Source organism: Paraburkholderia megapolitana, from assembly GCF_007556815.1.
In the GTDB taxonomy this organism is placed as follows: Bacteria; Pseudomonadota; Gammaproteobacteria; order Burkholderiales; family Burkholderiaceae; genus Paraburkholderia; species Paraburkholderia megapolitana.
Genome location: NZ_CP041745.1, coordinates 1,860,273 through 1,884,520, shown reverse-complemented (window position 1 = coordinate 1,884,520; position 24,248 = coordinate 1,860,273). Strand labels below are relative to the sequence as shown.

Genomic DNA, 24,248 nt, shown 5'->3' with positions numbered 1-24,248 from the left:
GCCGTCACGCGAATCTGTACGGGCCCGCACACATTCAAAAGCCGTCGCGAGGCACTATCGGCACATCGTCGATAGCGGTGCCCGCTCACATGGAAAAAAGGATCGTCAAGAACATCGCCATCAACTTCGTCGGCTCGGTCGTGCCGGTCTTCATTTCGCTTGCGACCGTGCCCGCGTATCTGCACTCGATGGGCGTCGAACGGTACGGCGTGCTCAATCTCGTGTGGGCGCTGATCGGCTATTTCAGCGTGCTCGAACTCGGCACCAGCATCGCCACCGAAAACCAGATCGCCCGCGTGCGCGATGCCAACGACGGTTCGGTCGAGCGCATTTTCTGGAGCGCATGTGCACTGAACTTCGTGAGCGGTGTGATCGGCGGCGCGATCATCTATTTCGCGGCGTATGTGTACGTCACGCACGGCGAGAAAATCGACCCGCAGTTCCAGCACGAAGTGATCGCGAGCCTGCCGTGGATCGCGGCGGCCGTGCCTCTTGCGAACGTCACGTGGGTCTTTGCCGGCGCGATTACCGCGGTCGAGCGTTTTACGAGCTTCAACACCAGTCAGACGATCGGCACGTTGCTGTTTCAGCTGCTGCCGCTCGGCGCGATCTGGTGTTTCTCGCCTTCGCTTGCCGTGGTGATCCCAGCCGCGGTATGCGCGCGGGTGATCGCCGGCGTGCTGCTCGGTATCGCGACGTTCCGTGCATTGCACATCCGGCGTGTCAGCAAACCCGACTGGCCAACCGTGGTCTCGCTGTTCCGCTACGGGCGCTGGCAACTGCTGTTCAGCGGCGCCGGCATGATCGCGCAGACGCTCGACCGGATGCTCGTCGGCACGCTGCTCGGTGCGCGCGCGGTGGCTTACTACGCGACGCCGCAGAACCTCGTGACGCGCCTGAACATCCTGCCCGGCGCGATGCTGCGCACGCTGTTTCCACGCCTGTCGGCATCGACGCGCGAAGACGCGGACGAACTTGCCCGCGGCGCGCTGGCGTTGCTGAACGGCGTGTTCACGCCCTGCGTAATCGTGGCGATGTTCGCGCTCGAGCCGTTCATGCATGTGTGGCTCGGTGCGCACATGGCGACGATGTCGGCACCGTTCGGCCGTGTGCTGATCGTCGGCGTTTGGCTCGCCGGGCAGTCGAGCATTCTCGGCATCCTGATCCAGGCGCAATCGCATCCGGCGCAAGCGGCCCGCGTAAGCTGGGTGCAGTTGCCGTTCTTTGCGGCCGGCTTATGGTTCGGCATTCATCGGTTCGGCGTGATGGGCGCAGCCGTGGTCGTCGTGATCAAGGCGCTGTGCGACTACGCCGCGTTTCTGTATTTCGCGGAACTGCATCTGCGCTCGATTGCGGGCAACATGGTCACGCATATCGCGTTCCTTGGCGCAGCGCTGTTCCTCGCAAGCGAACTGTCGACGCTGCCCGCGATGGTCGTCGCGGCGTGGGTACTGGTCGCGGCGAATCTCGCGTGGTCGCTGTATGAGTCGGCGATGCTGCGCGAACTGGTGCGGCGGGTCTGGGGGCGCCTGGGATTGCGGATGGGGTGATGAAGCGTCGGGGCAGGCTATCGTCGGTCGTTGACGCAAAGGGAATGGCCCCTCTTTAGCGCACGATTCCGTCCGCGGCCACACCCTGCCCGCTCCCAACAAGCCGACGACGAGACCGCACCACTTCAAGCGCCTGCTCATAAACCGCCAGATACGCATCGCAGACATGCTGCACATGGAACGTGCCAATGTTGCGGCGTGCGCCCGCCACCAGTGAAGCGCGCGCCGCGCGGTCGGTGAGCAGCAGTTCGATTGCATCGGCTAGCGCTACCGGGTCCGCCGACGGCACCAGTAAACCGGCTGCGCCGTCGTCGAGCATCTCCGGGTTGCCGTCCACGCGTGTCGCGACGATCGCGCAACCTGCCTCGCGTGCTTCACACAGCACAAGACCGCCGGGCTCACGATGCGACGCCAGAACGAACACTTCAGCCTCGGCCAGATACGCACGCGGATTCGCGACAAAGCCCGCAAACTGCGTGCGGCTAGCAACACCGAGTTCCTGCGCGAGTGCTTCCATCTCCGGACGATCGGGCCCATCGCCGACCAGATACAGCATCGCCGCCGGAAAACGTTCGCTTAGACGCGCAAACGCATGCAGGAGGTCCTGAATCCCCTTGCGCCGGTACATGCCTGCCACAGTCACGATGCCGGGCCGCGCGAGTTGCGGGGAAACCGCAGCAGGCAGGTTCGCGAAACGCGGCGTGCCGATCGTACCGTTACGCACCACGACGAGCCGTTCGCGCGGCACACCGCGCCGCGCCATCGATGCGGCCACCGCAGCGCTAACCGCAACGACGCGATCGCCGAAGCGCATCAGCGACGCGCTCTTCTGGAATTCGTTGTGAACTGTCGTGATCAACGCATAGCGGCGCCGCAACGTGCCGAACCGTGCGATCAACGCACCGGTCATCATGTGGGCGTGCACGACGTCGGGATCGCACTGCGCGAGCAACCGGTTAAAGCCGGCGATCATCGACGGCACCTGTGACAGTCTGCGCGATTGCGGCAACAGCACATGACGCACGCCGTGCTGCGCGAACAGCGGTTCGAACTCGCCCCCCGCCGATGCCACCGTCACCTCGTGACCCGCGTGTGCCTGCGTGCAGGCCAGGTCGACCATCATGTTGACGATGCCGTTGCCGGCGTTCAGCGCGTGATTCGCAAGGTGAACGATTTTCATGATTCTGGACAAGCTCAATGAGGTGACGAATGGGGTAGCGAGGAAAGTGAAGCGGACACAGTCGATAACGCACGCACAGGCGGCGTGAAGCGATACATCAACACCTTGCCGTGCCAGTCTTCTTCGACGAGCACGAGGTATTCGCCGCTCGCGAGCCGATGCGCGGTCATCGGCATCGACTCGTCGATCATCCCGCTCGCCGCGCCCACTTCCGGGCCCGGCGCGAGCCGTCCGACATCGCGGCCGGTGTCGCGGTCGTAGACACGCACGATGCCGGTCATCGTCTCGGCGGCGAACAGGTAGTCGCCCGCTTCCGCGATGCCGTTGATCCCTTCTGTATGCGGTGGCCCGCTGTCCGGCAGATCGATCGTGTAGCGCAGCACGGGCGAGCCCGCGAGCCAGTGGTCGTAACGCGCAAGTGTCGAACTCGCGCTGTTCCAGTTGTGCTCGTTGAACGGTCGCGCGGCAGTCGATCCGGCGAGCAACATCGTGTCGTCAGCGGCGTTGTAGATGACGCGTGTGATTCGCGTGAGCGGTGCAGGTACCGCAAAGCGCTGCATTGCCGCGTAGCGGTACACGGGGTTGCCGATGTTGTCGAACCCTTGTAGCGGAAAACGTCGAATGCCTTGCGATAGCGTGCCTTGCCATACGTCGCCGCGCGTATCGACCCACCACGTCGTCACACGCGGCGCGTCGCTGGACGTGTCGCGTACCGCGGGTCGATCGAAATCGGTAGCGACAAAGCGGCCCTTGCCGGCTGTGTCGCGCCAGATCCATGCACCCTGCGACGGCTGCCCCGGCGGCCACGCGCCATCGATATGGTCAGGCGCAAAAAATCCCGCTGGAATCGCCGTTTCGCTCGTCTTCTCGAAGCGATAGATGCGCAGATACGACGACTCCATATCGAGCGTGTACAGCACGCGCCGCCCATCGATATCGCGCACGATCGGCGTGCCCCGCTGCCCCTGCTTCAGGTGGAAGAACGGATCGTAGGGATAGCAGAAACGGTCGGCGGTATAGCCGGCATACGACCATTCGTGGCCGGCAGGACGCGACAGGTCGAGTGCGAAGCGCTTGCCGCCGCTATAGACCGATGGCAACGATGATGCTTTCTCGTCGACGAACTGTGCTCCATCGACGAACAACAATCCTTGCAGACTGAAGCGCAACGCGCCGTCCGCCGTATAACTCTCGAGCACCGCGCCATCGCCATTCTGCGGACCACCGTTGCCATCACCATCATCGCCACGCGGCCCGATGCCGTTCATCGCCACATACACATTGCCCGCGCGATCCGCACCGACACCGGTGAGTCCGTTAAAGCGCAGTGGCCCAGGCGCGCCGCGGCGGCCTGCGTAGAGGCCGCCCGCTTCGCCTAGCGTCGCGGTCAGTTGCATGGAAACTTTCCTGTTGTCGTGCTGTGTAAGCGGAGCTGCACTTACCGGTGCACCTGCATCGCGCGACGCGCTAAAAATCAGCACCTGCTGACGCGGCCCGTTGTCGGCCACCAGCAGGCGCCCGTTCGCATCGAAGCTCAGATCGACCGGCACGCTGCCCGGCGGCAGTGTCAATGTGCCAAGACGTGCCCCGTTGCGTGCATGGTGGACGACGCGTCGCGCGCCGTCTGTGCGGCTGCGCTCGATGATCCATAACGAGCCATCGGGTGCGATTGCGAGCCGGCCAGGTTCGTGGACTGGGAACTGGCCCGTCGGCTGCATCGACGCTGCATCGAAGGCTTCGACGCGGTTCCCGCTCGGGTTCGATACGAAGAGCGTCTGGTTGTCTGCGGCGAGTCCGCGTATCGACTCGTCATCGTGATCGGACGATTGCGCGATCAGGCGAAACGCGAGCGTGCTACCTGGCCACTGCATCTGGCCGGCAAACGGCACGCCCTGCGTGAAGTCCGCGCGGCTGCGACGTGCCACGCCATACCATCGCGTGCCTTGCGGAGGCAGGTTTTTCTGCGCGGCGAGTGCGTTGCCGATACTCTCGACGACTTGCGCGGTGAACACGTAGCGGTCGTTGAGCGCAATCGCGTCGCCGCCGAGCATGCCCCAACCATGCGATTGCCCGCCATAGCCGAGCAACTGGCCGTCGCGATAGCGGCCGATCTCGCCGCCGCCTTCGTCCCATAGCGCGTTCGTGTAGATATCGCCATCCGGCGCGATCGCGAGGGCCTGCACGTCGATCTGCATCCAGCGCTGCTTCGCGTAGCCCCATGTGTTGCCGATCCATGAGGTGCGATAGGTCAACGAGGGATGTTGAATAGCGGATTCGGAGGGCGCTGCTGCCGATGCACTCGCAACACTCGCAACGCTCGCCGCATTGCGAGAACTCGTCGCTTGCCCCGCTTCGGCATAAGCAGCACCCTGAATCGTCGCCCCACCCGGATCGAGCGCGACAATCAACCCCAGCACCGCCGACAACAGCGCCACTGCAAAGACGAACCGCTCGAACCTGCGCCGCGCACGCGAGCGAAATGGCATGGCCGTCGCCCGAACCCTAGGACGCGTCTATCGCTTCGCGATAGACCTGCGCGACCTGCGCGGCAACGACGGGATGGTCGAAATGCGCGCGTGCATATTCGCTGCATTCGGCGGCCGAAGGCAGCACGCGACGACCTAGCAACGCATCGGCGATACCGCCGCCCAGCGCCTGGAAACCGCCCGACGGCAACACGAGATCCGGCGACAACGGTGCCACCGCTTCGGGCAAGCCACCCACCGGCGTAACCAGCACCGGCGTCCCGGCCGCCAGCGATTCGATCGTCGTCAACCCGAAGCCTTCCAGCGCGACGGTCGGCACGACGGTGATATCGGCGGCCTTGTACCACAGCGGCAATGCATCGTCGGGAACGAAGCCCGCAAGCTGCACATGCCGTTCGAGTCCGCGCGCGACGATGCGCGCCTGGAGCTGCGCTTCGAGCGGCCCCTTGCCCGCGATCGTCAGCAGCACATCGGGCACCGACTGTCTGACCACGAACAGCGCATCGATCAGATCCTCGATACCCATGCGCGACACGAGCCGGCGCACGCAGAACAGCAACGGCCGGTCGTGCGGCAGACCTAACCGCTTGCGCGCACTGCGCTTCGATATGTCGCGATCGAAACGGCTGACATCGACGCAGCCCGGCACGACACGGATGCTGTCCCCATGCACGCCATACTGCGTGTGCAAAATCTGCGCGAACGCATGCGACAGCACGATATGCCGCGTGCCGCGGCGATACACGAAGCGCTCGAGTGTCCTGCGCAGCACCCGCGATACGCTGCCGCGCCCTTCGGAGCCGGACTCTTCGGCCCACGGTCCGTGAAAATGCACGACCCGCGGCACGTTGCCGAACACACCGGCAGTCGGCGCCGCATAGAGCGCGAAATGCGTCGCGACGACATCGGGCATGCGCGCCGTCGTCAACTCGCGTGAGCGCGTGCGGACCTGCCACAAGCGTTTGCCGAGTCCGTCCTGGGTCGCTGCAAACGGATGCACGCGACCACCCGACGCATCGAGCACCGCTGGGCTTCCGGCCACGAGTCCGCGCACGTTCACCCCTTGCGCGGGCAGTGCATCGACGAGTGCCATGAACATCCGGTCGAGTCCGCCAGGGCGCTCGCCGAACCAGTGCATACCGATCTGCAGTGAATCGATCGTTGCGCTCACGATTGCGCCACGACAGTTGTGCGGGTTGCGGAAGGCGCCACTGCAATCTCTCCATACAACGCGAGATAGCGGTCCGCCATCGTCTGCCAGCTCAACGTGCGCGCCAGTTTGCGCGCCGCATCGCCCATCCGGCGCGCATCGGCGGGATGCGCGGCGAGCTGGCGGATCGCCGCGGCCAGTGCGACGTCGTCGTCGGGCTGATCGAGCACGATGCCGCAGTCCGGACCGATCACCTCGGCGCCGCCCGCGGTGCGCACGGTCACGACCGGCAGCGCAGTGGCCAGCGCTTCGAGCAGCACGAGGCTCATCGCCTCGTAGCGCGACGGAAACACGAATGCATCGACTGAACGCATCAACGCCGGCATGTCTCTGACGAGATCGGTGAAATGCACTCGCTGCGCGACGCCGAGCGTTGCGGCAAGCGCCGGATAAGGACTGTTGCGCAGAATGCCGGCGACCACGAGATGCACATGCGGCGGCGTCTGCGTCAACGCGCGCAGCACGGTATCGAGATTCTTGCGCGACACGCGCAGATCGCCCGCGAACAGCAACATGAACGGCGCCTGCGGCAACGCGAAACGTGCCCGCTGCGATGGGCCCGGTGCAAATTCGTCGATGTCGACGCCGTTGTGGATGACACGCAGATTCGCGCGATCGACGCCGAGCGCACGCACTTCCTGCGCGACCTTCTCCGATACCGGCACGATGGTGTCCGCACGCCTCAATGCCCAGCGTTCGCACCAGGCATTGAGCCGCGTATAGAGAACCTGGTACGCGTCATACGGACCACGCAGGAATCGAAACGGATAGAAACCGCAGCGATACCAGCCGTCATGCACGAAGTGCACCGCATTGACGTCAGCGCGTGTCCACGCGATAAAGCCGTTCACATGCACGACGTCGAACGCCTCGCGATGCGCACGAATCCACACACCGCAACGCCACGCAAACAGTTGATACTGCAGCAGGCGCGTCGGCAGCCGGCTCGCCTCGATGCACACGAAGCACGCATGTGGATGTGCGATCAGTTCGGGGGCAGCCTTTGAAGCCAGCAGCGTCACATGGTGCCCGGCCGCGAGTGCCGCACGCGCAATCTCGTAGTTGACACGACCCTGTCCGTCGTTGTTCGTCACCACGTGCGTGACGATCAGGATGCGCATTGCCCGGCCGCTCATCGCACTGCTCCGACTGCGCGCATCGGCCGTTGCGGGACCGCGCGTGTTTCGCGCGCATGGCGCAGGCCGATCACCGGCATCGTGACTCCGATAAAAAAGAACATGCCCGGTAGCGCAATCAGCGTGTTCACGAAGATCATCATCGCGAAGATCGCCAGCGCGAGCCCGACGCCCGCAATCGCAAAGCGGTCTTGCGAGCGCGACAGGCTTGCGCGGACCGCCCGCCAGATCAGCATGACAATGCCAGTCGTGTACAACAACGTCCCGGGCCAACCCATCACGAACGGCACTTCCATCAGGCCACTATCGAATACGAGGTTCTGTTGCGACGAGTCGTCGGCGAGCTTGGTACCGAGGCCGGTCGTGCCGAGCCCCTGACCAGCGATATCGGTCAGCGCCACCGAGAGAAAGTTACGGTAGAACTCGGCGCGCGCCTGATAGCTGTCGTCCTTGCCGAGGTTCTGTACCGTATCGAAACGCTGCACGATGCTGTCCGACACATCGCCGATCATCGCGAGCGGCGCGCAGAGCAAGGCAAAACCGAGCAGCCCGCCGATCATCCGCAGACGGCTGCGACCGTCGAGCATCGCGAGCGGATAAATCAGGCCGATCACGAAACCGCCCCATGCGCCGCGCACCGACGTGAACAACAGCGCAGGAATCGCCGCGAGACCGGTCGCCATCTTCATCTTGCCGGGCGCGCCCAGCAGCATGAGCAAGACGGACATCATCGTCATCGCAAAGACGCCCGACGAATTCATCGTGCTGCTTACGCGCATGCCGAACGGCACCGGATGCCCCTCCGACTCCATCTGCGATGCAATCAGCCAGAACACGTCCCACGGCAACGGCGAGATATATTCGAGCACGCCGTAGATGCCCATCACCAGACCGCCGTACGTGAAGGTACTGACCAGCACCCGTCGATAGAGTGGATAGTCGCGCCATGTAACGACGAGACGAAACGCGATCAGCACCGGCAGCAGCCAGTTGACGAGCGTGAACGTCGCGGCAGCGGGACCGGCCCGCACCATGCCGACAATGTACGCATAGAACAGCGCGAGCACGATCAGCACGATCGGTGCGGCACGGCGCTGGCCCAGCACATGCACATGTCTGAGCAGCGTGAAACCGCATAGCGCGACGGCGAGCATCGGTGCGACCATCACGAAGCTCTGCGGATTGAACGAGCCGTTCATGAAATCCGCGAGACGCCGTACCTCCGGCGAGAGAAAGAACAACCAGCAAACGAACCCGAGGTAATGCGCGGGCGAGCGTCGAAAGAAATACACGGCGATCAGGAATGCGCCGCACGGGTAGAACAGCTCGATCACGCGGCCCTGGTGCGCGAAGATCAGTAGTAGCGTGATGCCGAAGAAGGCGAGCGGTAACGGCAACGGATAGCGCATGCCGCGTGGCGCGGTTACTCCTGCCGCTGTGCGCCGCGCGCCAGTGGATGCGGTTACGGGCTCGCCGCGGCCGCTAACACCGGGACGCGCCATAAGCGGCGCACGCGGCGCGGCAGATGCGTCCAGCCATGTGGAAGGCGTATTCATCGTCGGCAGCACTCCGTCTGCGGCGCGCCCGGGTGGCGCGCCTCCCCGCGATCGGCGCGCACCGTCACAGCAGTTCAAATGTATTCACGAGCACGAGACCGTCGCGCTCACGGCGCGGGCCGCGCAAGCGCGGCGGCACGCCACGTGCCGGTCGCGTGAGCCCGATAAACGGCACACCGTGTTCGAGAAACGGCCCTTCGCTCTTGCGAAAGCCGAACTGCTCATAAAAACCACGCAGCCCAATCGGCGCGGAGACGCGCGCGACCCATCCGGGCCAACGCTCGGCGATCGCCAGCAATGCCCGCTCGATCAGGATTTCCGCCGTGCCGTCGCCGCGCCGCGCAGGGCTCGTCAGCACCTTGTCGATGATCACTTCGGGGTCTTCGGCGTCGCCTGGCTTGATGCGCGCATAGGCGAGCACCGGCATCGGCCGCGACATGTCTTCAGTGGCAAAGACGTGCAGCGCGGTGTCGTCGTGACCATCCGCGTCGAGGCACACATGCGACTGTTCGACCACGAACACCGCACTACGCGCTCGCAGGATCAGATACATCTCCCGCGCGGTGAGCGCTTCGAACTCCAGCGTTTTCCAGTTCATTGCCACTTTCCCCAAGCGCCCCCAGCGATTCATTCGACGGGCATAACCCGTTCCCATGGCGACACGTTACGTCGCCAACCCGCGTATTTCCGTGCGGCATCGCACTGACGCTGTCGCATGGCAATTCGTTAAATACGGTCAAGCAAGGCGCGCTGCAGGAAGACGCGCCGCAGAATGCGCGAACAGAACCGATACGAGGCAGCACTAGTGAACAGAGGTGGCGGGGCCAACTCCGAGGACATCACCAATAAAGGGGGCAACATTTCATGAAAAACGCATTGCGACGCATTCTTTCCGAATCGGCACGACTCGACGTGCCGCCCGACACGCTGGCCGACGACGCCGATCTCTACGCGGCGGGACTCTCGTCGCTGGCGACGGTGCATCTGATGCTCGCGATCGAAGATGAGTTCGGCATCGAGATTCCGGACCGGATGCTGACCCGGCGACTCTTTTCGAGCATCGATTCGCTCGCAGCCGCGGTCGGCGAATTGCAGCAGGCAAAGGCGGCAGCATGAATGCGCCGCTGCTGCACGGCACAGATTCAGCCGGGGCGTCGGGCCAGACGGCGTTGCAAGCTGCAACGCCCGTCGCGCTCGCCGCCGTCGAATCCGAACCAGGCTGGCGCGCGGCTGCGCAACGCGTCGCCACGATCGCCGCCCAACACGCCGATGCGGTCGACCGCGAGGCACGCTTTCCAGTCGAAGCATTCGACGCGCTGCGTCGCGAGCATTTGTTGTCCGCGTTCGTGCCGGTTGAAGCAGGCGGTGCCGGGCTATCGCTGGCCGATATCGCCGCGATCTGCGAAACGCTGGGCCAGGCCTGTGCGTCGACGGCCATGGTGTATGCGATGCACCAGATCCAGGTGGCGTGCATCGAAGCGCATGGCAGCGATTCGCTGTGGCAGCGCGCGCTGCTCGCCCAGCTGGTCGAGCGCCAGTGGCTGCTCGCGTCGGCGACCTCCGAGGAAACCATCGGCGGCAATATGCGCACCAGCGCGTGTGCGGTGGAAATCGACGCGGGCCGCTTTCGCATCGAGAAGCTCGCACCGACCATCTCCTACGGCGCGCACGCGGACGGCATTCTCGTCACGGCACGGCGCACCGCCGAATCGCCCGCCGCGGACCAGGTGCTGATCGTCGCGCTGCGCGAAGACACGCAACTGGAGCGGCGCGGCGGCTGGGACTCGATGGGCATGCGCGGCACCTGTAGCGAAGGTTTTCGCCTCGTCGCGAGCGGTGCCGTCGAACAGATTCTCTCCGTGCCGTTCGCCGACATCGCCGACCAGACCATGTTGCCCGTGTCGCACACGCTGTGGGCGGCTGTGTGGACCGGTATCGCCGGCGACGCGGTGAATCGCGCGAAAGCATTCTTTCGCGCCCAGGCACGCGGGAAACCCGGCTCGATGCCGCCCGCCGGCGTACGGCTCGCACAGGCGGTCGGATTGCTGCAGATGATGCAGGCACGTCTGTCGGTGTCTCTCGATGCCGCGCGCGCCGCGCATCACGCGAGGCATGGCGGCAACCGCGCCGACGCGCCGCTATCGGCCCTGCTCGGCTTTGCCTCCGACATGAACACGCTGAAAACCAGCATCTCGGCGACGGCGCTGCAAGTCGTGCAGGAAGTGCTGATGATCTGCGGCATGGCCGGTTACAAGAACGGTACGGAGTACAGCGTCGGGCGCCACCTGCGCGACCTGTACTCGGCGCCGCTAATGATCAACAACGACCGTATCGCACAGAACACGGCGAGCCTGCTGCTGGCGCAGCGCCCGACCGCTTCGGGGAGAGCCTGACATGAACACGATGACCGACATGGCCGCACTCGCGGCCGTTCCCGGCGGGGACACCGCTGCCCCGACCTTTCGCGACGCGCTGCTCGCGCAGGGTCTGCTGATCGATACCGGCGAGAACGGCCTGTACGGACGCAGCGAGGTATTCGAAGATGTCGTCGAGCGTCTGAACGTCGCGATCACGCATCTCGGCGCCGACCAGGCGCCCGAGGTGCTGCGCTTTCCGCCGGCCATGCGCCGCACCGATTTCGAGGACAGCGAGTACCTGAAGAGTTTTCCCAATCTCGCGGGGACGATTCACTCGTTCTGCGGCAACGACATGGGGCATCAGCGGCTGCTGCGCTGCCTCGACGATGCGATCGCGGAACGCGACGACGATCGCAGCGACGAATGGATGGCGCAACAGAAGCCGACGCGCGTCGTGCTGACGCCGGCCGCGTGCTATCCGATCTACCCGGTGATGGCGCGGCGCGGACCGCTGCCCGCCGACGGCCGCACGATCGATGTGCTGTCGTACTGCTTTCGCCACGAACCATCGCTCGATCCGGCCCGCATGCAGATGTTCCGTCAGCGCGAATACGTGCGCCTCGGCACACCCGACCAGGTGATGGCGTTCCGTGAGATGTGGATCGAGCGCGGTTCGCTGCTCGTCACGCTGCTGGACCTGCCGGTCGACGTCGACCTGGCCAACGACCCGTTCTTCGGCCGCGGCGGCAAGATCATCGCGGACAGCCAGCGCGCCCAGGCGCTCAAGTTCGAACTGCTGATCCCCGTTGCGAATGCCGACAGCAAGACGGCGTGCCTGTCGTTCAACTATCACATGGACCACTTCGGCGCGATCTGGAAGATCGAATGTGCGGACGGATCGGTTGCGCACACGGGCTGCGTCGGCTTCGGCATGGAGCGCATCACGCTCGCGTTGTTCCGGCATCACGGGCTCGACGTCGACGCATGGCCCGCCGGTGTGCGTGCGCTGCTGTGGGGCGATACGCATGCACGGGTTGCCGAGGGACTTGCGCAGCAGACACGTGGAGCCGCACGATGACCCCGCCGCTTACGACGGTCTGGAACGGCGAGGCGCAGTCGGCGCCGACTGCAGAGCCCGACGGCGCTGCAACCGGCACCGCTGTCTCCGGAGCGGTTATACCGCTGGTCATGCCGTCGGCGCCACAAGCGCCGACACAAGCGCCGACACAAGCGCGGACGCAGAACCAACCGCGCCAGCATGCCTCGCACGCGCTCCACCAGGGCGATCGCGTCTGGCAGGAGACCAACTGCTATGTCGATCTGTGGATCGAACTGCTGCACGGCTTCGGGCTCGACCCGCGCGCGGCGTTCGGTTTCACCGTGACACAGGATTTCGAAGGCGACCAGTTCACCTTCTTCAAGTTTCCGCTTGAAGATCTCGACCGGCTGTACGGCACCCAGGTGCAGGAACTCGCAATCTACGACTCGCTCGAAGACCGCGTACTCGCGCAGACACAGCGCGGCCACACCGTGCTCGCCGAAGTCGACGGTTATTACCTGCCCAACACGCGCGCGACTTCCTACCGGCGCGAACATCCGAAGACGACGATCGGTATCGACTTCATCGATCCGGCCGCGCGCCGGCTCGGCTATTTCCACAACACCGGCTATCACCGCCTCGATGGCGAGGACTATGACGGGCTGTTTCGCAAGCTGCCGCAGTTCGCGCATCAGCCGGATCTGCTGTTCCCGTACGTCGAGTTCGCAAAACAGGCAAGACCGGCACTGGAAGGCACCGCGCTCGCCGATGCATCGGCGGAATTGTTGTGCGCGCATCTTGCGCGCCGGCCACTGCGCAATCCGCTCACGCAGTGGCGCGCGGCGTTTCCCGAGCATCTCGACAGGCTGCTTGCGCGCGGCGAAGCGTACTTTCATCCGTATTCGTTCAATCTGATGCGACAGCTCGGCGCGAACTTCGAGTTTCTGTCGAAGTATCTGCTGTGGCTCAATGCACAGGGCTTCGACATTCCCGCCGCGATTCCCGTGGCCGCGCAGACGATCGCCTCCGAGGCGATGGTGATGCAGTTCCGTCTCGTGCGCGCCATTGCGCGCGGCCGGCACGATCGGTGCGACGACTGCTTCGACGTGCTCGAAGCCGCCTACGACGACACGATCACGCCGCTTGCCGCGCTGGTGCTGTGACTGGACTGGTGCCTGGGGTTGACGAGGCGGCCGGCAACGCGATACCCACCGCAGCGCGTGCGGAGCGTACAGACGCTGCGTTGATCCCCTTCTGGCCGCTGCGCCTCGACGAAGGCTGGCAATGCCTGAGCACGCCCGCTGGCGCCTGTGCTTCGCCGACACAATGGCCGAAGAGCGGCTGGCTCGATGCGATCGTCCCCGGTACCGTCGCAGCGGCATGGCGCGCGGCCGGCCGGCTCGATCCCGACCACCTGCCGCCGTTCGCGTTCGACGACCACTGGTATCGCCTCTCGCTCACCGGCGACGGCCCGCGGCGCCTGCGGCTGCATGGCCTCGCCACGCTCACGGAAGTGTGGCTCGATGGTGAAAAGCGTCTCGAGTCGGATTCGATGTTCGTCGCACACGACCTCGATATCGAGCTGCACGGAACCGTCACGCTCGCGCTGTGTTTCCGTTCGCTCGCACCCGCGCTCGCGGCACGCCGCACGCGTGCACGCTGGCGACCGCGGCTGGCATCGCCCGCGACGTTGCGCAATGTCCGCACGACCCTGCTGGGCCACATGCCTGGGTGGTGCCCGCCGCTTCAGGCGGTCGGCCCGTGGCGGCCGGTCGAACTGCTTGGCGGTGGGCCCTGCTCGTTCGATACCGTCGATCTGCGTACCGAGCTCGACGGCGACGACGGCCTCGTGCATCTGACGTTGACGTTCGTGCAGCCGCAAAACAGCAGCAGCCCGGCGTCGCTCAGTTGCAGCGACACGCGCGCACCGCTCGTATGGCAAGACCCGCGGACACTCACCGGTACCCTGCGCGTGCCGCACGCGCCGCGCTGGTGGCCGCATACGCACGGCACACCTACCTTGCACACGGTAACGCTCGAACTCGATGGCGAGCACGCCTGCGAACTCGGTCGCGTAGGCTTTCGCACGCTGGAAGTCGATCGTGGCAGCGACGACGAAGGCTTTGCGCTGCGCATCAACGGCACACCGGTGTTCTGTCGCGGTGCATGCTGGACGAGCGCCGATCTCGCAACACTGGCCGGCACGGACGCACAACTGTCACATGCGTTCGCACTGGCACGCGACGCGGGTATGAACATGCTGCGCGTCGGCGGCACGATGGTCTACGAATCCGACGCGTTCTACGCGCTCGCCGATGCCTACGGCATCCTCGTCTGGCAGGACTTCGCGTTCGCCAATTTCGACTACCCGAGCGATGCGGATTTCATCGCCTCGGTCACGCGCGAAGCCACGCAGTTCCTCGCCCGCACGTGCCGTTTCGCCTCGCTCGCCGTGCTCTGCGGCGGCAGCGAGATCGATCAGCAGGCAGCGATGTTCGGTCTGCCGCCGGCGATGCGGGCCCATCCGTGGTTCACCGAACAGTTGCCCGCCATCGTCGCCGCGCAGCGACCCGATGTGCCCTACGTCGCGCATTCTCCGGGCGGTGGCGTCTGGCCGTTCTCGACCCGCACCGGCATCACGCACTACTACGGCGTCGGTGCCTATCAGCGCCCGCTTGAAGACGTACGTCGCGCGAATGTGCGCTTCGCCGCGGAGTGTCTCGCCTTCGCCAACGTCCCCGACGATGCGACGTTGCACGATGCAACCGGCACGATTCACGTGCACGATCCGCGCTGGAAAGCCGCCGTACCGCGCGACCCCGGCGCCGGCTGGGATTTCGACGACGTTCGCGATCACTATCTGCGCACGCTCTATGGTGTCGACCCGGCGCAGTTGCGTTACGCCGATCCATCGCGCTATCTGGACCTGTCGCGTGCGGTGGTAGCCGAACTGATGATCGACACCTTCGCGGAATGGCGCAGCGCGCACTCGACGTGCGGCGGCGCACTGGTCTGGCAGTTTCAGGATCTGCGCGCCGGCGCCGGCTGGGGCCTCGTCGATGCGCTGGGGCGACCCAAAAGCACATGGCATGCGCTCGCCGCCGTACTACAGCCGGTCCAGGTCGTGATCACCGACGAAGGCCTCAACGGTCTCGATCTGCACGTCATCAACGACACCGCGAAAACGTTGCATGGACAACTGGATCTGGTCTGCCTGCGCGATGGTGCGGTACAGGTCGCATCGGGCAGTTGCGCAGTGCAACTGGCGCCACGCAGCCGGCAGCGCATCGAGGCGGCAACCTGCCTCGGACAGTTCTTCGACTTCACTTATGCGTACCGCTTCGGCCCGCAAGCGCACGATGTCACTATCGTGACGCTGCGCGACGCGAAGACCGGCGAGGTCTGGTCCGAAGCGTTTCATCTACCCGACCGGCAGGTTCACGAGCGCCACGATCTGGGCCTGACAGCGCGTCCCGAACGCACTGCGTCGGGCTGGCAACTCATCGTCGAAACACGTCGATTCTCGCGTTTTGTGCACATTGCCGATCAGAACTATCGCGCGGTGCGAGACTGGTTTCATCTTGCACCTCATCGTCCGCTCGCCATTCCCCTCGTCGCACGCGATCCGCTGAACGCGAACGATACAACTCCGGCACCTGAAGGCGAAGTGCGCGCGATCAATGCGCGCGCAACTATTTTTTATCGCTGACGCGCATCGCTGCATTTCCATCCCTTACCCCGCTCTTCGCAATCCGCGTAGTGGCCCGTGCCACGTGGCTTGCGCGCGTGTGTAGAGATACCGTCATGCTGCTTCGAGCAGCTCGCGCGCGCTTCGCAAAATGCCTTCTGTTCGACAGCACACGCAGACCGTTGAACACATCTGAATCATTTCCGCGTTATCGACGCAGCATTGCCAGGCCAGTCTGCGAAGGTGTTTCAAATGTCGACGGTCATCTGAAATGCATCGTGTTAAACGGTCCTTATCCAATCCGATCAAGGACTTGCATCGAAGAAAAAAACGCTTCCCGGCCGTCGCGCGAATCCTGACCTGTTGTACAGATTTGAAACAAAAACGCACGTTTTGCCGCTTATCGAAACATCGGATCTTTCGCTGCACCGCACCAGTACTGGCTTTCGGGGCATTTGGCACAGTCCTCGCTAACTGACTTCCGCGACACAAACGCTCAGACATACAAACAGAGCTATACGAGGCCGGGACTGTCATCCATCGCCGCTTGCCAGGCGGCACGTTCAAAGGATGCAATCGCCCGGGGGTTAGGAACGGGGCCGTTCAAGGGCGGCTCTTTGCGAGGACCGATCATGTTGATGCTTCAATCAGACCTGCACGGCAATCATTTGCTAGGTGCACTGCCTTCGTATGAATGGCAGGCACTGGCACCCCACCTGGAACTGGTTCATCTGCGTACCGAACAGCTGCTCTGCGATTCGGGCCAACGCATCCACCACGTCTACTTCCCCACCACCGCCATCATCTCGATGCTGTCGACGATGGAAGACGGCGGCTCGGTCGAGATCGCCGCGGTCGGCCGCGAAGGCATGACGGGCGTGCCGGTGCTGACCGGCGGCGAGACCATGCCGAACCGCGTGCAGGTGCAATGCTCGGGCTTCGCCTACCGGATGAGCGCGCAGGTGCTCAAGCAGCAGTTCGCGAGCTCGGACTTTCTGCGCCGCCTCATGCTGCTCTACATGCACGCCCTGCTCACCCAGGTCGCACAGACCGCCGCATGCAACCGACATCACTCGCTGAACAAGCAATTGTGCCGCTGGCTGCTGATCGAGATCGACCGGGTCGCGTCGAACGAGCTGACGGTCACGCAGCAACTGATCGCCGACATGCTCGGCGTGCGCCGCGAAGGCATCACCGAAGCGGCCGGCAAGCTCCACGACGAAGGCCTGATTCATCACAGCCGCGGCCACATCAAGGTGCTCGACCGCAAGGGCCTCGAAGCGCGTGCGTGCGAATGCTATGGGCTCGTGAAGCGCGAGTTCGACCGGTTGCTGCCGCGTCTGCATCAGTCGGAAACGGTGAACTGAACCGCGGTGAACTGAACCGCGCTGTACCGCGGATCGTTCCGCGGTCGCCCCGACCGCTGCCACGGTAACCCAACGTAGAGACCCATCATGTTCCGCAACACTGCGCGTTGCCTCGACGCCCTGTTCGTCATCGCCGGCGCGCTGATCGCTCACTGGCTGCGCTTCGCCGCGCCGATCGGGCTCTCCGACGAGGAGAAGCTGCTGATCGCCTTCAACTGCGTGTTCACGCTGTTGCTGTTTCCGGGCTTCGGCGTGTACGACACATGGCGCGGCAAACCGCTACCGTCGATGCTCGCGCGCGTCGCCAGTGCGTGGCTCGTAGTGGTCGCAGCGGGACTCGTGCTGGTGTTCACGCTGCATCGGATGGATGCGCTGTCGCGGCTCTGGTTTGGTTACGCGACCTTGATGTCGGGCGCGCTGATTGTCGTGACCAAGCTAATCGCCCATCTGCTGTTGAGAGTGGCGCGACGCCGCGGCATGAACTACCGGACCGTCGCGATCGTGGGCGCGCCCGGTTTCGCCCGCACGTTGCTCGGGCATCTCGAACACGCGCCGCAAGCTGGCTTCAAGCCCGTGTGCGTATTCGATACCGGCGCAGAAGCCGCGCATGGTCCGGCGGTGCGCATGGGCAGCCTCGCGGTGCTGAGCGATATCGATGCGTTCGTCGACAAGGTGCGCAGCGACGGCATCCATGAAGTCTGGCTCGCGCTGCCGCTCTCCGAAGAGCACACGATCTATCGCTTCACGCGCGCGTTCCGCCATGACTTCGTGAATCTGCGCTTCATGCCTGATGTGCGCAGTCTGTCGTTGTTCAATCACTCGCTTGTCGATGTGCTCGGTCTGCCGACCATCAATCTCACGGCGCCGCCGGTGTCGCCGGTGCAAATGTGGCCCAAGCTGATCTTCGACCGGCTGTTCGCGTTCGTCGCGCTGACGCTGCTCGCGCCGCTGTTCGCGATACTCGCGGTCGCGATCAAGGCGAGCTCGCACGGGCCGGTGTTTTTCACGCAGGTGCGCAAGGGCGTCGACGGGCGGCCGTTTCGCATCTACAAGTTCCGTTCGATGACCCTGCATCGCGAAGCGCACGGGCAACTCACCCAGGCCTCGCGCCATGACGCGCGCGTGACGAAGCTCGGCGCGTTCCTGCGCCGCACGAGCCTCGACGAGTTGCCGCAGTTCGTCAACGTGCTGCTCGGCCAGATGTCGGTGGTCGGTCCGCGTCCGCACGCGCTCGAACACGACGATCTGTACAAGGACCAGGTGTACGGCTACATGCACCGCTATCGCATCAAACCCGGCATTACCGGCTGGGCGCAGGTGAACGGCTATCGCGGCGCGACGACGAAAGTCGAGAAGATGGAAACGCGCGTGAAGTTCGATCTGTTCTACATCCACAACTGGTCTTTCGGCTTCGACATGCGGATCGTGCTTATCACGATCTTCAAGGGTTTCGTCAGCCGCAACGCCTACTGAACCACACGAGTATTTCGGGGATCCGATCGTGAAAGTGTCCGTGATCGTGCCGACCTACCGGCGCACCGCCGACCTCGCGCGCTGCATCGAAGCACTCGATGCGCAGCGCCGGCGTGCGGACGAAGTCATCGTGATCGCGCGCGACGAAGACCGCGCGACGATCGACTGGTTGCGCGCGCGCACTGCAGCGCGGCCGGATGCGCGCCTCACCGTCGCGCTCGTGCAGCAACCAGGTGTCGTCGCCGCCTACAACCGCGGCATCGATACCGCGACCGGCGACCTCGTCTGCTTCACCGACGACGATGCCGCGCCGCACGCCGACTGGATCGAGCGCATCGCACTCGCCTTCGAGGCGGACCATGCGCTCGGCGGTCTGGGCGGTCGCGACATCGTGCATGAGCGCAACGGCATCCTGAAAGGCCAGCAGCCCGTGGTCGGCCTCGTGCGCTGGTATGGACGCGCGATCGGCAACCATCACATCGGCCACGGCGCACCGCGCGAGGTACACGTACTGAAAGGCGTCAACATGGCGTTTCGCCGCGAGGCGATCGGCACGTTGCGCTTCGATCCGCGCCTGCGCGGCAGCGGCGCGCAGGTGCACTGCGAAATGGCTTTTAGTCTCGACATCCTGCGGCGCGGCTGGACCCTCGTGTACGACCCGACGCTGCTCGTCGAGCACTACCCGGCGCCGCGCATCGACGAAGACCAGCGCTACACGTTCAATGACGCCGCGTTCTACAACGCGTCGTTCAACCTCCGTCTCATCATGTGCGAACACCTGTCGCCGCCAGGCAGATGGGTGTTCGTCGCGTACTCCGCATTGATCGGCAACCGGGCCGATCCTGGACTCGCGCGCGCCCTGTCGCTGGCAATTCGCGGCGACGGACCGGGGCTCGCACTGCGCAAATGGTGGGTCGGCTTGCAGGCAATGCGCGGAGCCTGGCAGGAGGCAATCCGCTAGAAACAGACAGCGTGGAGGCTCACGCGGGGGATTACGACATGAACATCAAAATACTTGCCGGCGTGCTTGCGAGCGTATCGCTCGGCGCGTGCGCGCTGGCACCAGGACCGTATCTCGACAACGACCGGCTCGACCAGACGAAGATCCCGCAGCACAGCGCGGAACGCTTCGTGGTGCGGCCGATCGACGTCGGTTATTTTCGTGCGGAACGCGCGGCGTACAAACCGGCTACGTGTCTGCTCACGTGTCTCACGCAACAGACACGCAGGCAGTACGAGTACCGCGTCGGTATCGGCGACCAGCTGTCGATCATCGTCTGGGACCATCCGGAGCTGACCGGCACCGGCTTCGCCAATGCGGTCACGTTGCCGCCGCTGCCGGCGGTTGGCCAGAGCGCAGGCGTCAACGGCACGGCCAGCGCGGGTGCCGGCGGCACGACCGGCCCTGGTGCGACGGCATCGGGAAACGGTGCTGCAGAAGGCGGATTGACCGTACGCGTCGCGAATAACGGCACCATTTTCTTCCCGCGTGTGGGACGTTTGCGCGTGACCGGCAGGACCGCGCAGCAGGTCCAGGAGATGCTGGCGCGTTCGCTCGCCCGCACGATCCGCGCGCCGCAGATCGACGTGCGCGTATCGGGCTACAACAGCCAGACCGTGCAGGTCACCGGCAACCTGCGCAACCCCACGCTCGAATCGATTACCGATTCGCCGCTCACCGTGCTCGATGCGATCAATCGCGCGGGCGGTGCGTTGCCGGATGCAGACTTGCAGAACGTCGGCGTCACACGCGACGGCCGGCGCTACACGGTGGACGTCGCCGCGTTGCTCGAAACCGGCGACACGCAGCAGAACGTGCTGCTGCAGGACGGCGACATCATCGATGTGCCGGACCGCTCGAACAGCCGCATCTTCGTGCTCGGCGAAGTGATGAAACCAACTTCGCTGCCGATGAATCGCGGCCGCCTGACGCTCGCCGACGCGATGACCGGCGCGGGCAGTCTCGATCCGAAGACCGGCGACCCGCGCTACATCTACGTGATTCGCGGCGCCGACAAAACGCTCACTCCGGATGTCTACCGCCTCGACATGACCCAGGTCGACGCGTTGATGCTGATGACCAAATTCGAATTGCAGGCGAAGGATGTCGTGTACGTGCAGGTCGCGAGTTCCGCGCGCTTTAACCGTGCGCTCGACCAGATCTCGCCGACGCTGCAAACGCTGTTCTACACCAGAGAGCTGGGCCGCTGAGCCACCCTACCGGACGGAGTAACGCAATGAGTACCTATGACATGCTCGAGCATTCCCCTGCTTCGGGCAACGACGAAGACGCTGTGACGCGCGATCTGCTGCGGCTGATTCTCGATCAGATCGGCTGGGTGATCGGCATCGCGGCCTGTGTGATCTTCGCGTCGGTGATCTACACGAAGATCGCCACGCCGATCTATTCCGCGGATGCGCTGATCCAGGTCGAATCGCAGACCGGCACCAGCACGAATTCGGCGAGCCAGGCGCTGGCTGCGCTCGTGCCGTCGGCGGGAGCGATGCACACCGATGCCGAGATCGAGATCATCAAGAGCCGCGCGGTGGTCGAGCCGGTCGTCGAGCAGTTCAAGCTGAATATCGCGGCATGGCCGCATACGATGCCGTTGCTCGGCAAGCTCACTGCGCTCTTCGCGCAGCCGGGCCACCCGCTGCCGGCGCTGTTCGGTATGCGCTCTTACGCATGGGGCGGCGAACAGCTCTCGCTCGATTCGATCAGCGTGCCGAAACCGCTCGAAGGCGCGCAGCTCGTACTGCGTGCGCTCGGCGATGGGCGTTACATGCTGCTCGACCCGTATGGTCAGCCGCTCGTCACCGGTATTGCGGGCGTCACAGCTAACGGTAGCGGCGTCACGATGCGCGTCAGCACGCTGACGGCGCGGGCCGGCACCGAGTTCTTCGTCACGCGCTACAACCCGCTCGATGCGGTCGCGCGCCTGTCGTCCGGATTGCAGGTTGCCGAGAAGGGTCGCGACACCGGTGTCGTGCAGCTGTCGTACATGGGCACCGATCCGCACGCAATCACCGCGATTGCGAATGCGATCACCGCGTCGTATCTGCAGCAGCGCACCGAACGTGCACAGGAAGAAGCGAGCCGCATGCTGTCGTTCCTCAACAGCGAACTGCCGCGTCTGCGCGACGAAGTGCATCACGCCGAAACTGCGCTGTCCGAATACCAGGCGCGTGTCGGCTCGTTCCAGCCGACTCAGGAAGCTTCCGTGTATCTGTCGGGTGGCCTCGACTATGAGAAGCAGATTGCGGCGCTGCGCATTACGCGTGCGCAGTTGCTACAGCGCTTCACGGCCGAAAGCCCCGAAGTCAAAACCGTCGATGCGCAACTCGCCGCGATGACCGGCGAAAAGGACCGCTTCGAGGATCACTTCAAGACTCTACCGAACTCCGAACGCGATGCGGTTGCGCTACAGCGCAACGCGAAAGTCGCCGAAGAAATCTACGTCGCGCTGCTGAACAAGACCCAGGAACTGTCGATCTCGCGTGCCGGCACGATCGGCAACGTGCACATCATCGACGAAGCGTTGTTGCCGGCGGCACCGGTACGTCCTAAAGCGGCGCTGATCATCTCGGCAGGGACGGTGCTCGGCGTGATCGCGGGCATTCTGTTCGCGTTCTGCCGACGCACGTTCTTTACCGGTGTCACCGATCCGGAATTCGTCGAGCGGCGCTTTCAGATGCCGATCTTCGGTTCGATTCCATTCAGTGCCGAGCAGGCGCACAGCGACCGGCTCTCGGCAAGCGCGCGCGCTGCCCTGCCGGGCGCGGCCGCGCGCCGCGTTGGCACCGGCGCCGGCCTGCCCGCGTTACCGGGCAGCTTCGCGCGGCTGGTGCGCCCGCGTGCTACGTCCGCCGCACCGCACGCGCCGACGCGCGTCAAAACCGGCACGCAGACCGTCGTACCGCGCGCGAAACCGCCGACCCGTTCTTTGCTCGCGACCACCCGGCCGTTCGATATTTCGGTGGAAGGTTTGCGCGGTTTGCGCGCGACGTTGCAGTTCGGGCTGATCGACGCACCAAACCGCATCGTCGCGATCACGAGCCCTGCGCCGTCGGACGGCAAGAGCTTTCTGTGCGCGAACCTCGCCGTGCTGCTCGCGGAATCGGGCAAACGTGTGTTGCTGATCGACGCCGACCTGCGACGCGGCCGGCTGGCTCAGTATCTCGGTCGCTCGCCGCATGGCGGTCTTACCGAACTGCTGACCGGCCAGGCCGACTTCGACGTCGTTGCGCGCCCAACCGGCGTGGAAGGGTTGCACTTCATCGCGGCCGGCGCCTATCCGCCGAACCCGTCGGAGATTCTCACTTCGGCGCGCTTCGGGGAAATCCTGCAACGACTCGAGCAGCAGTTCGACATCGTGATGATCGATACGCCGCCGTTGCTCGCCGTTGCCGACGCGGCGATCATTGCGCACATCGCCGGGTCGACCGTGCTCGTGATGCGCGCGGGCGCACATAGCGAACGCAACATCGGCGAATCGCTGAAGAAGCTGCGGCGCGCGCGGGCACGTCTGATCGGTGGTGTGATGAATGCTGTGCCGCTGAAAAGCGGTGGGCGCTACGGCACTTATGACTACGCGTACGCTTATACGTACACGGCAAGCGATCCGCTCGGTACGAATACACCCAGCTAGTACTCAGTTCAGGCACGCAACGAACGAACGCCGGCGACACACGTTTTCAGACGTGTGCCGCCGGCAAATTCATTCTGTGTGATTGGGTGTCGTTGGATCCAGCAGCCAGCGCAGTTACAGAAACCGCGCCACGTCCGTATGAAAACGCACCGCCAGCGCTTTCGCGACGTTCTTGCTGATCGCTCGCCGGCCCGCAAGAATGTCGCTGATCACGGTCGGTGACGCAATGTCGGACAGATCCTTCTGCCGCAGCTTGTGCGTCTCGAGCAGATGACGCAGCACGTCGCGTGGCGCGGCTTCCGGCAGTACTTCCACATGCCGTGTGCCCCACACGCCTACGAGGTCGGTAACGACGCCGAGCAGATCCGCGAGCGGATGCTGTGCGTCACCTTGCAGATGATCAGTGAGTTCGCTGGCGAGCCGCGTCATCCTCTGGAAGTCCGTCTCGCTGCGCACGGGTTTTAACGGCACCTGGGCCTGCAATGCGGCCCAGGCTTCGATGATGGCGGAAAGCGGTCCCGCAGGTCCCGCAATGCGATCGGCATTCATATGCGTCG

General features: G+C 64.5%; 18 protein-coding genes. 11 read left to right on the top strand and 7 right to left on the bottom strand.

Annotated elements, in window-relative coordinates; translation table 11 throughout:
* Positions 1-89: 89 nt before the first annotated feature.
* On the top strand, positions 90-1,550 hold the full coding sequence (locus tag FNZ07_RS21810; protein ID WP_091016261.1) for an oligosaccharide flippase family protein: 1,461 nt from the start codon (positions 90-92) through the stop codon (positions 1,548-1,550).
* A 55-nt stretch (positions 1,551-1,605) separates the two neighbouring features.
* On the opposite strand, the gene FNZ07_RS21805 is transcribed toward FNZ07_RS21810, so the two are convergent.
* The 6 genes from FNZ07_RS21805 to FNZ07_RS21780 all read right to left on the bottom strand — a co-directional run bounded on the left by FNZ07_RS21805 (position 1,606) and on the right by FNZ07_RS21780 (position 9,716).
* Positions 1,606-2,730, bottom strand: a complete 1,125-nt coding sequence (locus tag FNZ07_RS21805) for a glycosyltransferase family 4 protein (RefSeq protein WP_091016259.1) — start codon at positions 2,728-2,730, stop codon at positions 1,606-1,608.
* A gap of 14 nt (positions 2,731-2,744) precedes the next feature.
* Positions 2,745-5,216 carry an NHL repeat-containing protein gene (locus FNZ07_RS21800; RefSeq protein WP_091016256.1) on the bottom strand — a complete coding sequence of 824 codons (2,472 nt, stop codon included), beginning with the start codon at positions 5,214-5,216 and terminating at the stop codon, positions 2,745-2,747.
* A 16-nt stretch (positions 5,217-5,232) separates the two neighbouring features.
* Complete coding sequence (locus FNZ07_RS21795; protein ID WP_170275880.1) at positions 5,233-6,354, bottom strand: glycosyltransferase family 4 protein; 1,122 nt, start codon at positions 6,352-6,354, stop codon at positions 5,233-5,235.
* Positions 6,355-6,383: 29 nt separating this feature from the next.
* Positions 6,384-7,547, bottom strand: a complete 1,164-nt coding sequence (locus tag FNZ07_RS21790) for a glycosyltransferase family 4 protein (RefSeq protein WP_091016866.1) — start codon at positions 7,545-7,547, stop codon at positions 6,384-6,386.
* Between the two features lie 11 nt (positions 7,548-7,558).
* Positions 7,559-9,118, bottom strand: coding sequence for a YfhO family protein (locus tag FNZ07_RS21785; protein WP_143098136.1), 1,560 nt, complete (start codon positions 9,116-9,118; stop codon positions 7,559-7,561).
* A gap of 64 nt (positions 9,119-9,182) precedes the next feature.
* The gene (locus FNZ07_RS21780) at positions 9,183-9,716 is read right to left on the bottom strand and encodes a GNAT family N-acetyltransferase (protein WP_091016252.1); all 534 of its coding nucleotides are present in this window, start codon (positions 9,714-9,716) and stop codon (positions 9,183-9,185) included.
* A gap of 266 nt (positions 9,717-9,982) precedes the next feature.
* Between FNZ07_RS21780 and FNZ07_RS21775 the strand changes: the two genes are divergently transcribed.
* From FNZ07_RS21775 to FNZ07_RS21730, 10 genes are all read left to right on the top strand, one after another.
* Entirely contained in the window at positions 9,983-10,234 is a 252-nt protein-coding gene (locus tag FNZ07_RS21775; RefSeq protein WP_091016250.1) for an acyl carrier protein, read from the top strand.
* Entirely contained in the window at positions 10,231-11,511 is a 1,281-nt protein-coding gene (locus tag FNZ07_RS21770; protein WP_091016248.1) for an acyl-CoA dehydrogenase family protein, read from the top strand. Before FNZ07_RS21775 ends, FNZ07_RS21770 begins: the two co-directional genes overlap by 4 nt.
* A 1-nt stretch (position 11,512) precedes the next feature.
* Positions 11,513-12,553 carry an amino acid--[acyl-carrier-protein] ligase gene (locus FNZ07_RS21765; RefSeq protein WP_091016247.1) on the top strand — a complete coding sequence of 347 codons (1,041 nt, stop codon included), beginning with the start codon at positions 11,513-11,515 and terminating at the stop codon, positions 12,551-12,553.
* A gap of 110 nt (positions 12,554-12,663) precedes the next feature.
* A complete protein-coding gene (locus tag FNZ07_RS21760; RefSeq protein WP_091016863.1) occupies positions 12,664-13,677 on the top strand; it encodes a DUF1839 family protein in 1,014 nt (337 codons plus the stop codon).
* Positions 13,674-16,223 carry a glycosyl hydrolase 2 galactose-binding domain-containing protein gene (locus FNZ07_RS21755; RefSeq protein WP_091016246.1) on the top strand — a complete coding sequence of 850 codons (2,550 nt, stop codon included), beginning with the start codon at positions 13,674-13,676 and terminating at the stop codon, positions 16,221-16,223. The genes FNZ07_RS21760 and FNZ07_RS21755 overlap by 4 nt, the downstream gene beginning before the upstream one ends.
* A 611-nt stretch (positions 16,224-16,834) precedes the next feature.
* Positions 16,835-17,569 (top strand): Crp/Fnr family transcriptional regulator, encoded by a 735-nt coding sequence (locus FNZ07_RS21750; protein ID WP_091016245.1) that lies wholly within the window; start codon positions 16,835-16,837, stop codon positions 17,567-17,569.
* An 87-nt stretch (positions 17,570-17,656) separates the two neighbouring features.
* On the top strand, positions 17,657-19,042 hold the full coding sequence (locus FNZ07_RS21745; RefSeq protein WP_091016244.1) for an undecaprenyl-phosphate glucose phosphotransferase: 1,386 nt from the start codon (positions 17,657-17,659) through the stop codon (positions 19,040-19,042).
* A gap of 28 nt (positions 19,043-19,070) precedes the next feature.
* On the top strand, positions 19,071-20,003 hold the full coding sequence (locus tag FNZ07_RS21740) for a glycosyltransferase family 2 protein (protein WP_091016242.1): 933 nt from the start codon (positions 19,071-19,073) through the stop codon (positions 20,001-20,003).
* A gap of 38 nt (positions 20,004-20,041) precedes the next feature.
* Positions 20,042-21,253 (top strand): polysaccharide biosynthesis/export family protein, encoded by a 1,212-nt coding sequence (locus FNZ07_RS21735; protein ID WP_091016239.1) that lies wholly within the window; start codon positions 20,042-20,044, stop codon positions 21,251-21,253.
* Positions 21,254-21,279: 26 nt separating this feature from the next.
* On the top strand, positions 21,280-23,691 hold the full coding sequence (locus tag FNZ07_RS21730; protein ID WP_091016237.1) for a polysaccharide biosynthesis tyrosine autokinase: 2,412 nt from the start codon (positions 21,280-21,282) through the stop codon (positions 23,689-23,691).
* A gap of 114 nt (positions 23,692-23,805) precedes the next feature.
* Here the strand turns inward: FNZ07_RS21730 and FNZ07_RS21725 are convergent, their stop codons facing one another.
* Positions 23,806-24,240, bottom strand: coding sequence for a helix-turn-helix domain-containing protein (locus tag FNZ07_RS21725; protein ID WP_091016862.1), 435 nt, complete (start codon positions 24,238-24,240; stop codon positions 23,806-23,808).
* Between the last annotated feature and the right edge of the window lie 8 nt (positions 24,241-24,248).

What these genes read in the sequence shown, in the direction of transcription:
- FNZ07_RS21810 (WP_091016261.1), top strand. Translation starts at nt 90, where the DNA reads ATGGAAAAAAGGATCGTCAAGAACATCGCCATCAACTTCGTCGGCTCG.
- FNZ07_RS21805 (WP_091016259.1), bottom strand. Translation starts at nt 2,730, where the DNA reads ATGAAAATCGTTCACCTTGCGAATCACGCGCTGAACGCCGGCAACGGC.
- FNZ07_RS21800 (WP_091016256.1), bottom strand. Translation starts at nt 5,216, where the DNA reads ATGCCATTTCGCTCGCGTGCGCGGCGCAGGTTCGAGCGGTTCGTCTTT.
- FNZ07_RS21795 (WP_170275880.1), bottom strand. Translation starts at nt 6,354, where the DNA reads ATGCACTGGTTCGGCGAGCGCCCTGGCGGACTCGACCGGATGTTCATG.
- FNZ07_RS21790 (WP_091016866.1), bottom strand. Translation starts at nt 7,547, where the DNA reads ATGCGCATCCTGATCGTCACGCACGTGGTGACGAACAACGACGGACAG.
- FNZ07_RS21785 (WP_143098136.1), bottom strand. Translation starts at nt 9,118, where the DNA reads ATGAATACGCCTTCCACATGGCTGGACGCATCTGCCGCGCCGCGTGCG.
- FNZ07_RS21780 (WP_091016252.1), bottom strand. Translation starts at nt 9,716, where the DNA reads ATGAACTGGAAAACGCTGGAGTTCGAAGCGCTCACCGCGCGGGAGATG.
- FNZ07_RS21775 (WP_091016250.1), top strand. Translation starts at nt 9,983, where the DNA reads ATGAAAAACGCATTGCGACGCATTCTTTCCGAATCGGCACGACTCGAC.
- FNZ07_RS21770 (WP_091016248.1), top strand. Translation starts at nt 10,231, where the DNA reads ATGAATGCGCCGCTGCTGCACGGCACAGATTCAGCCGGGGCGTCGGGC.
- FNZ07_RS21765 (WP_091016247.1), top strand. Translation starts at nt 11,513, where the DNA reads ATGAACACGATGACCGACATGGCCGCACTCGCGGCCGTTCCCGGCGGG.
- FNZ07_RS21760 (WP_091016863.1), top strand. Translation starts at nt 12,664, where the DNA reads ATGCCGTCGGCGCCACAAGCGCCGACACAAGCGCCGACACAAGCGCGG.
- FNZ07_RS21750 (WP_091016245.1), top strand. Translation starts at nt 16,835, where the DNA reads ATGTTGATGCTTCAATCAGACCTGCACGGCAATCATTTGCTAGGTGCA.
- FNZ07_RS21745 (WP_091016244.1), top strand. Translation starts at nt 17,657, where the DNA reads ATGTTCCGCAACACTGCGCGTTGCCTCGACGCCCTGTTCGTCATCGCC.
- FNZ07_RS21735 (WP_091016239.1), top strand. Translation starts at nt 20,042, where the DNA reads ATGAACATCAAAATACTTGCCGGCGTGCTTGCGAGCGTATCGCTCGGC.
- FNZ07_RS21730 (WP_091016237.1), top strand. Translation starts at nt 21,280, where the DNA reads ATGAGTACCTATGACATGCTCGAGCATTCCCCTGCTTCGGGCAACGAC.
- FNZ07_RS21725 (WP_091016862.1), bottom strand. Translation starts at nt 24,240, where the DNA reads ATGAATGCCGATCGCATTGCGGGACCTGCGGGACCGCTTTCCGCCATC.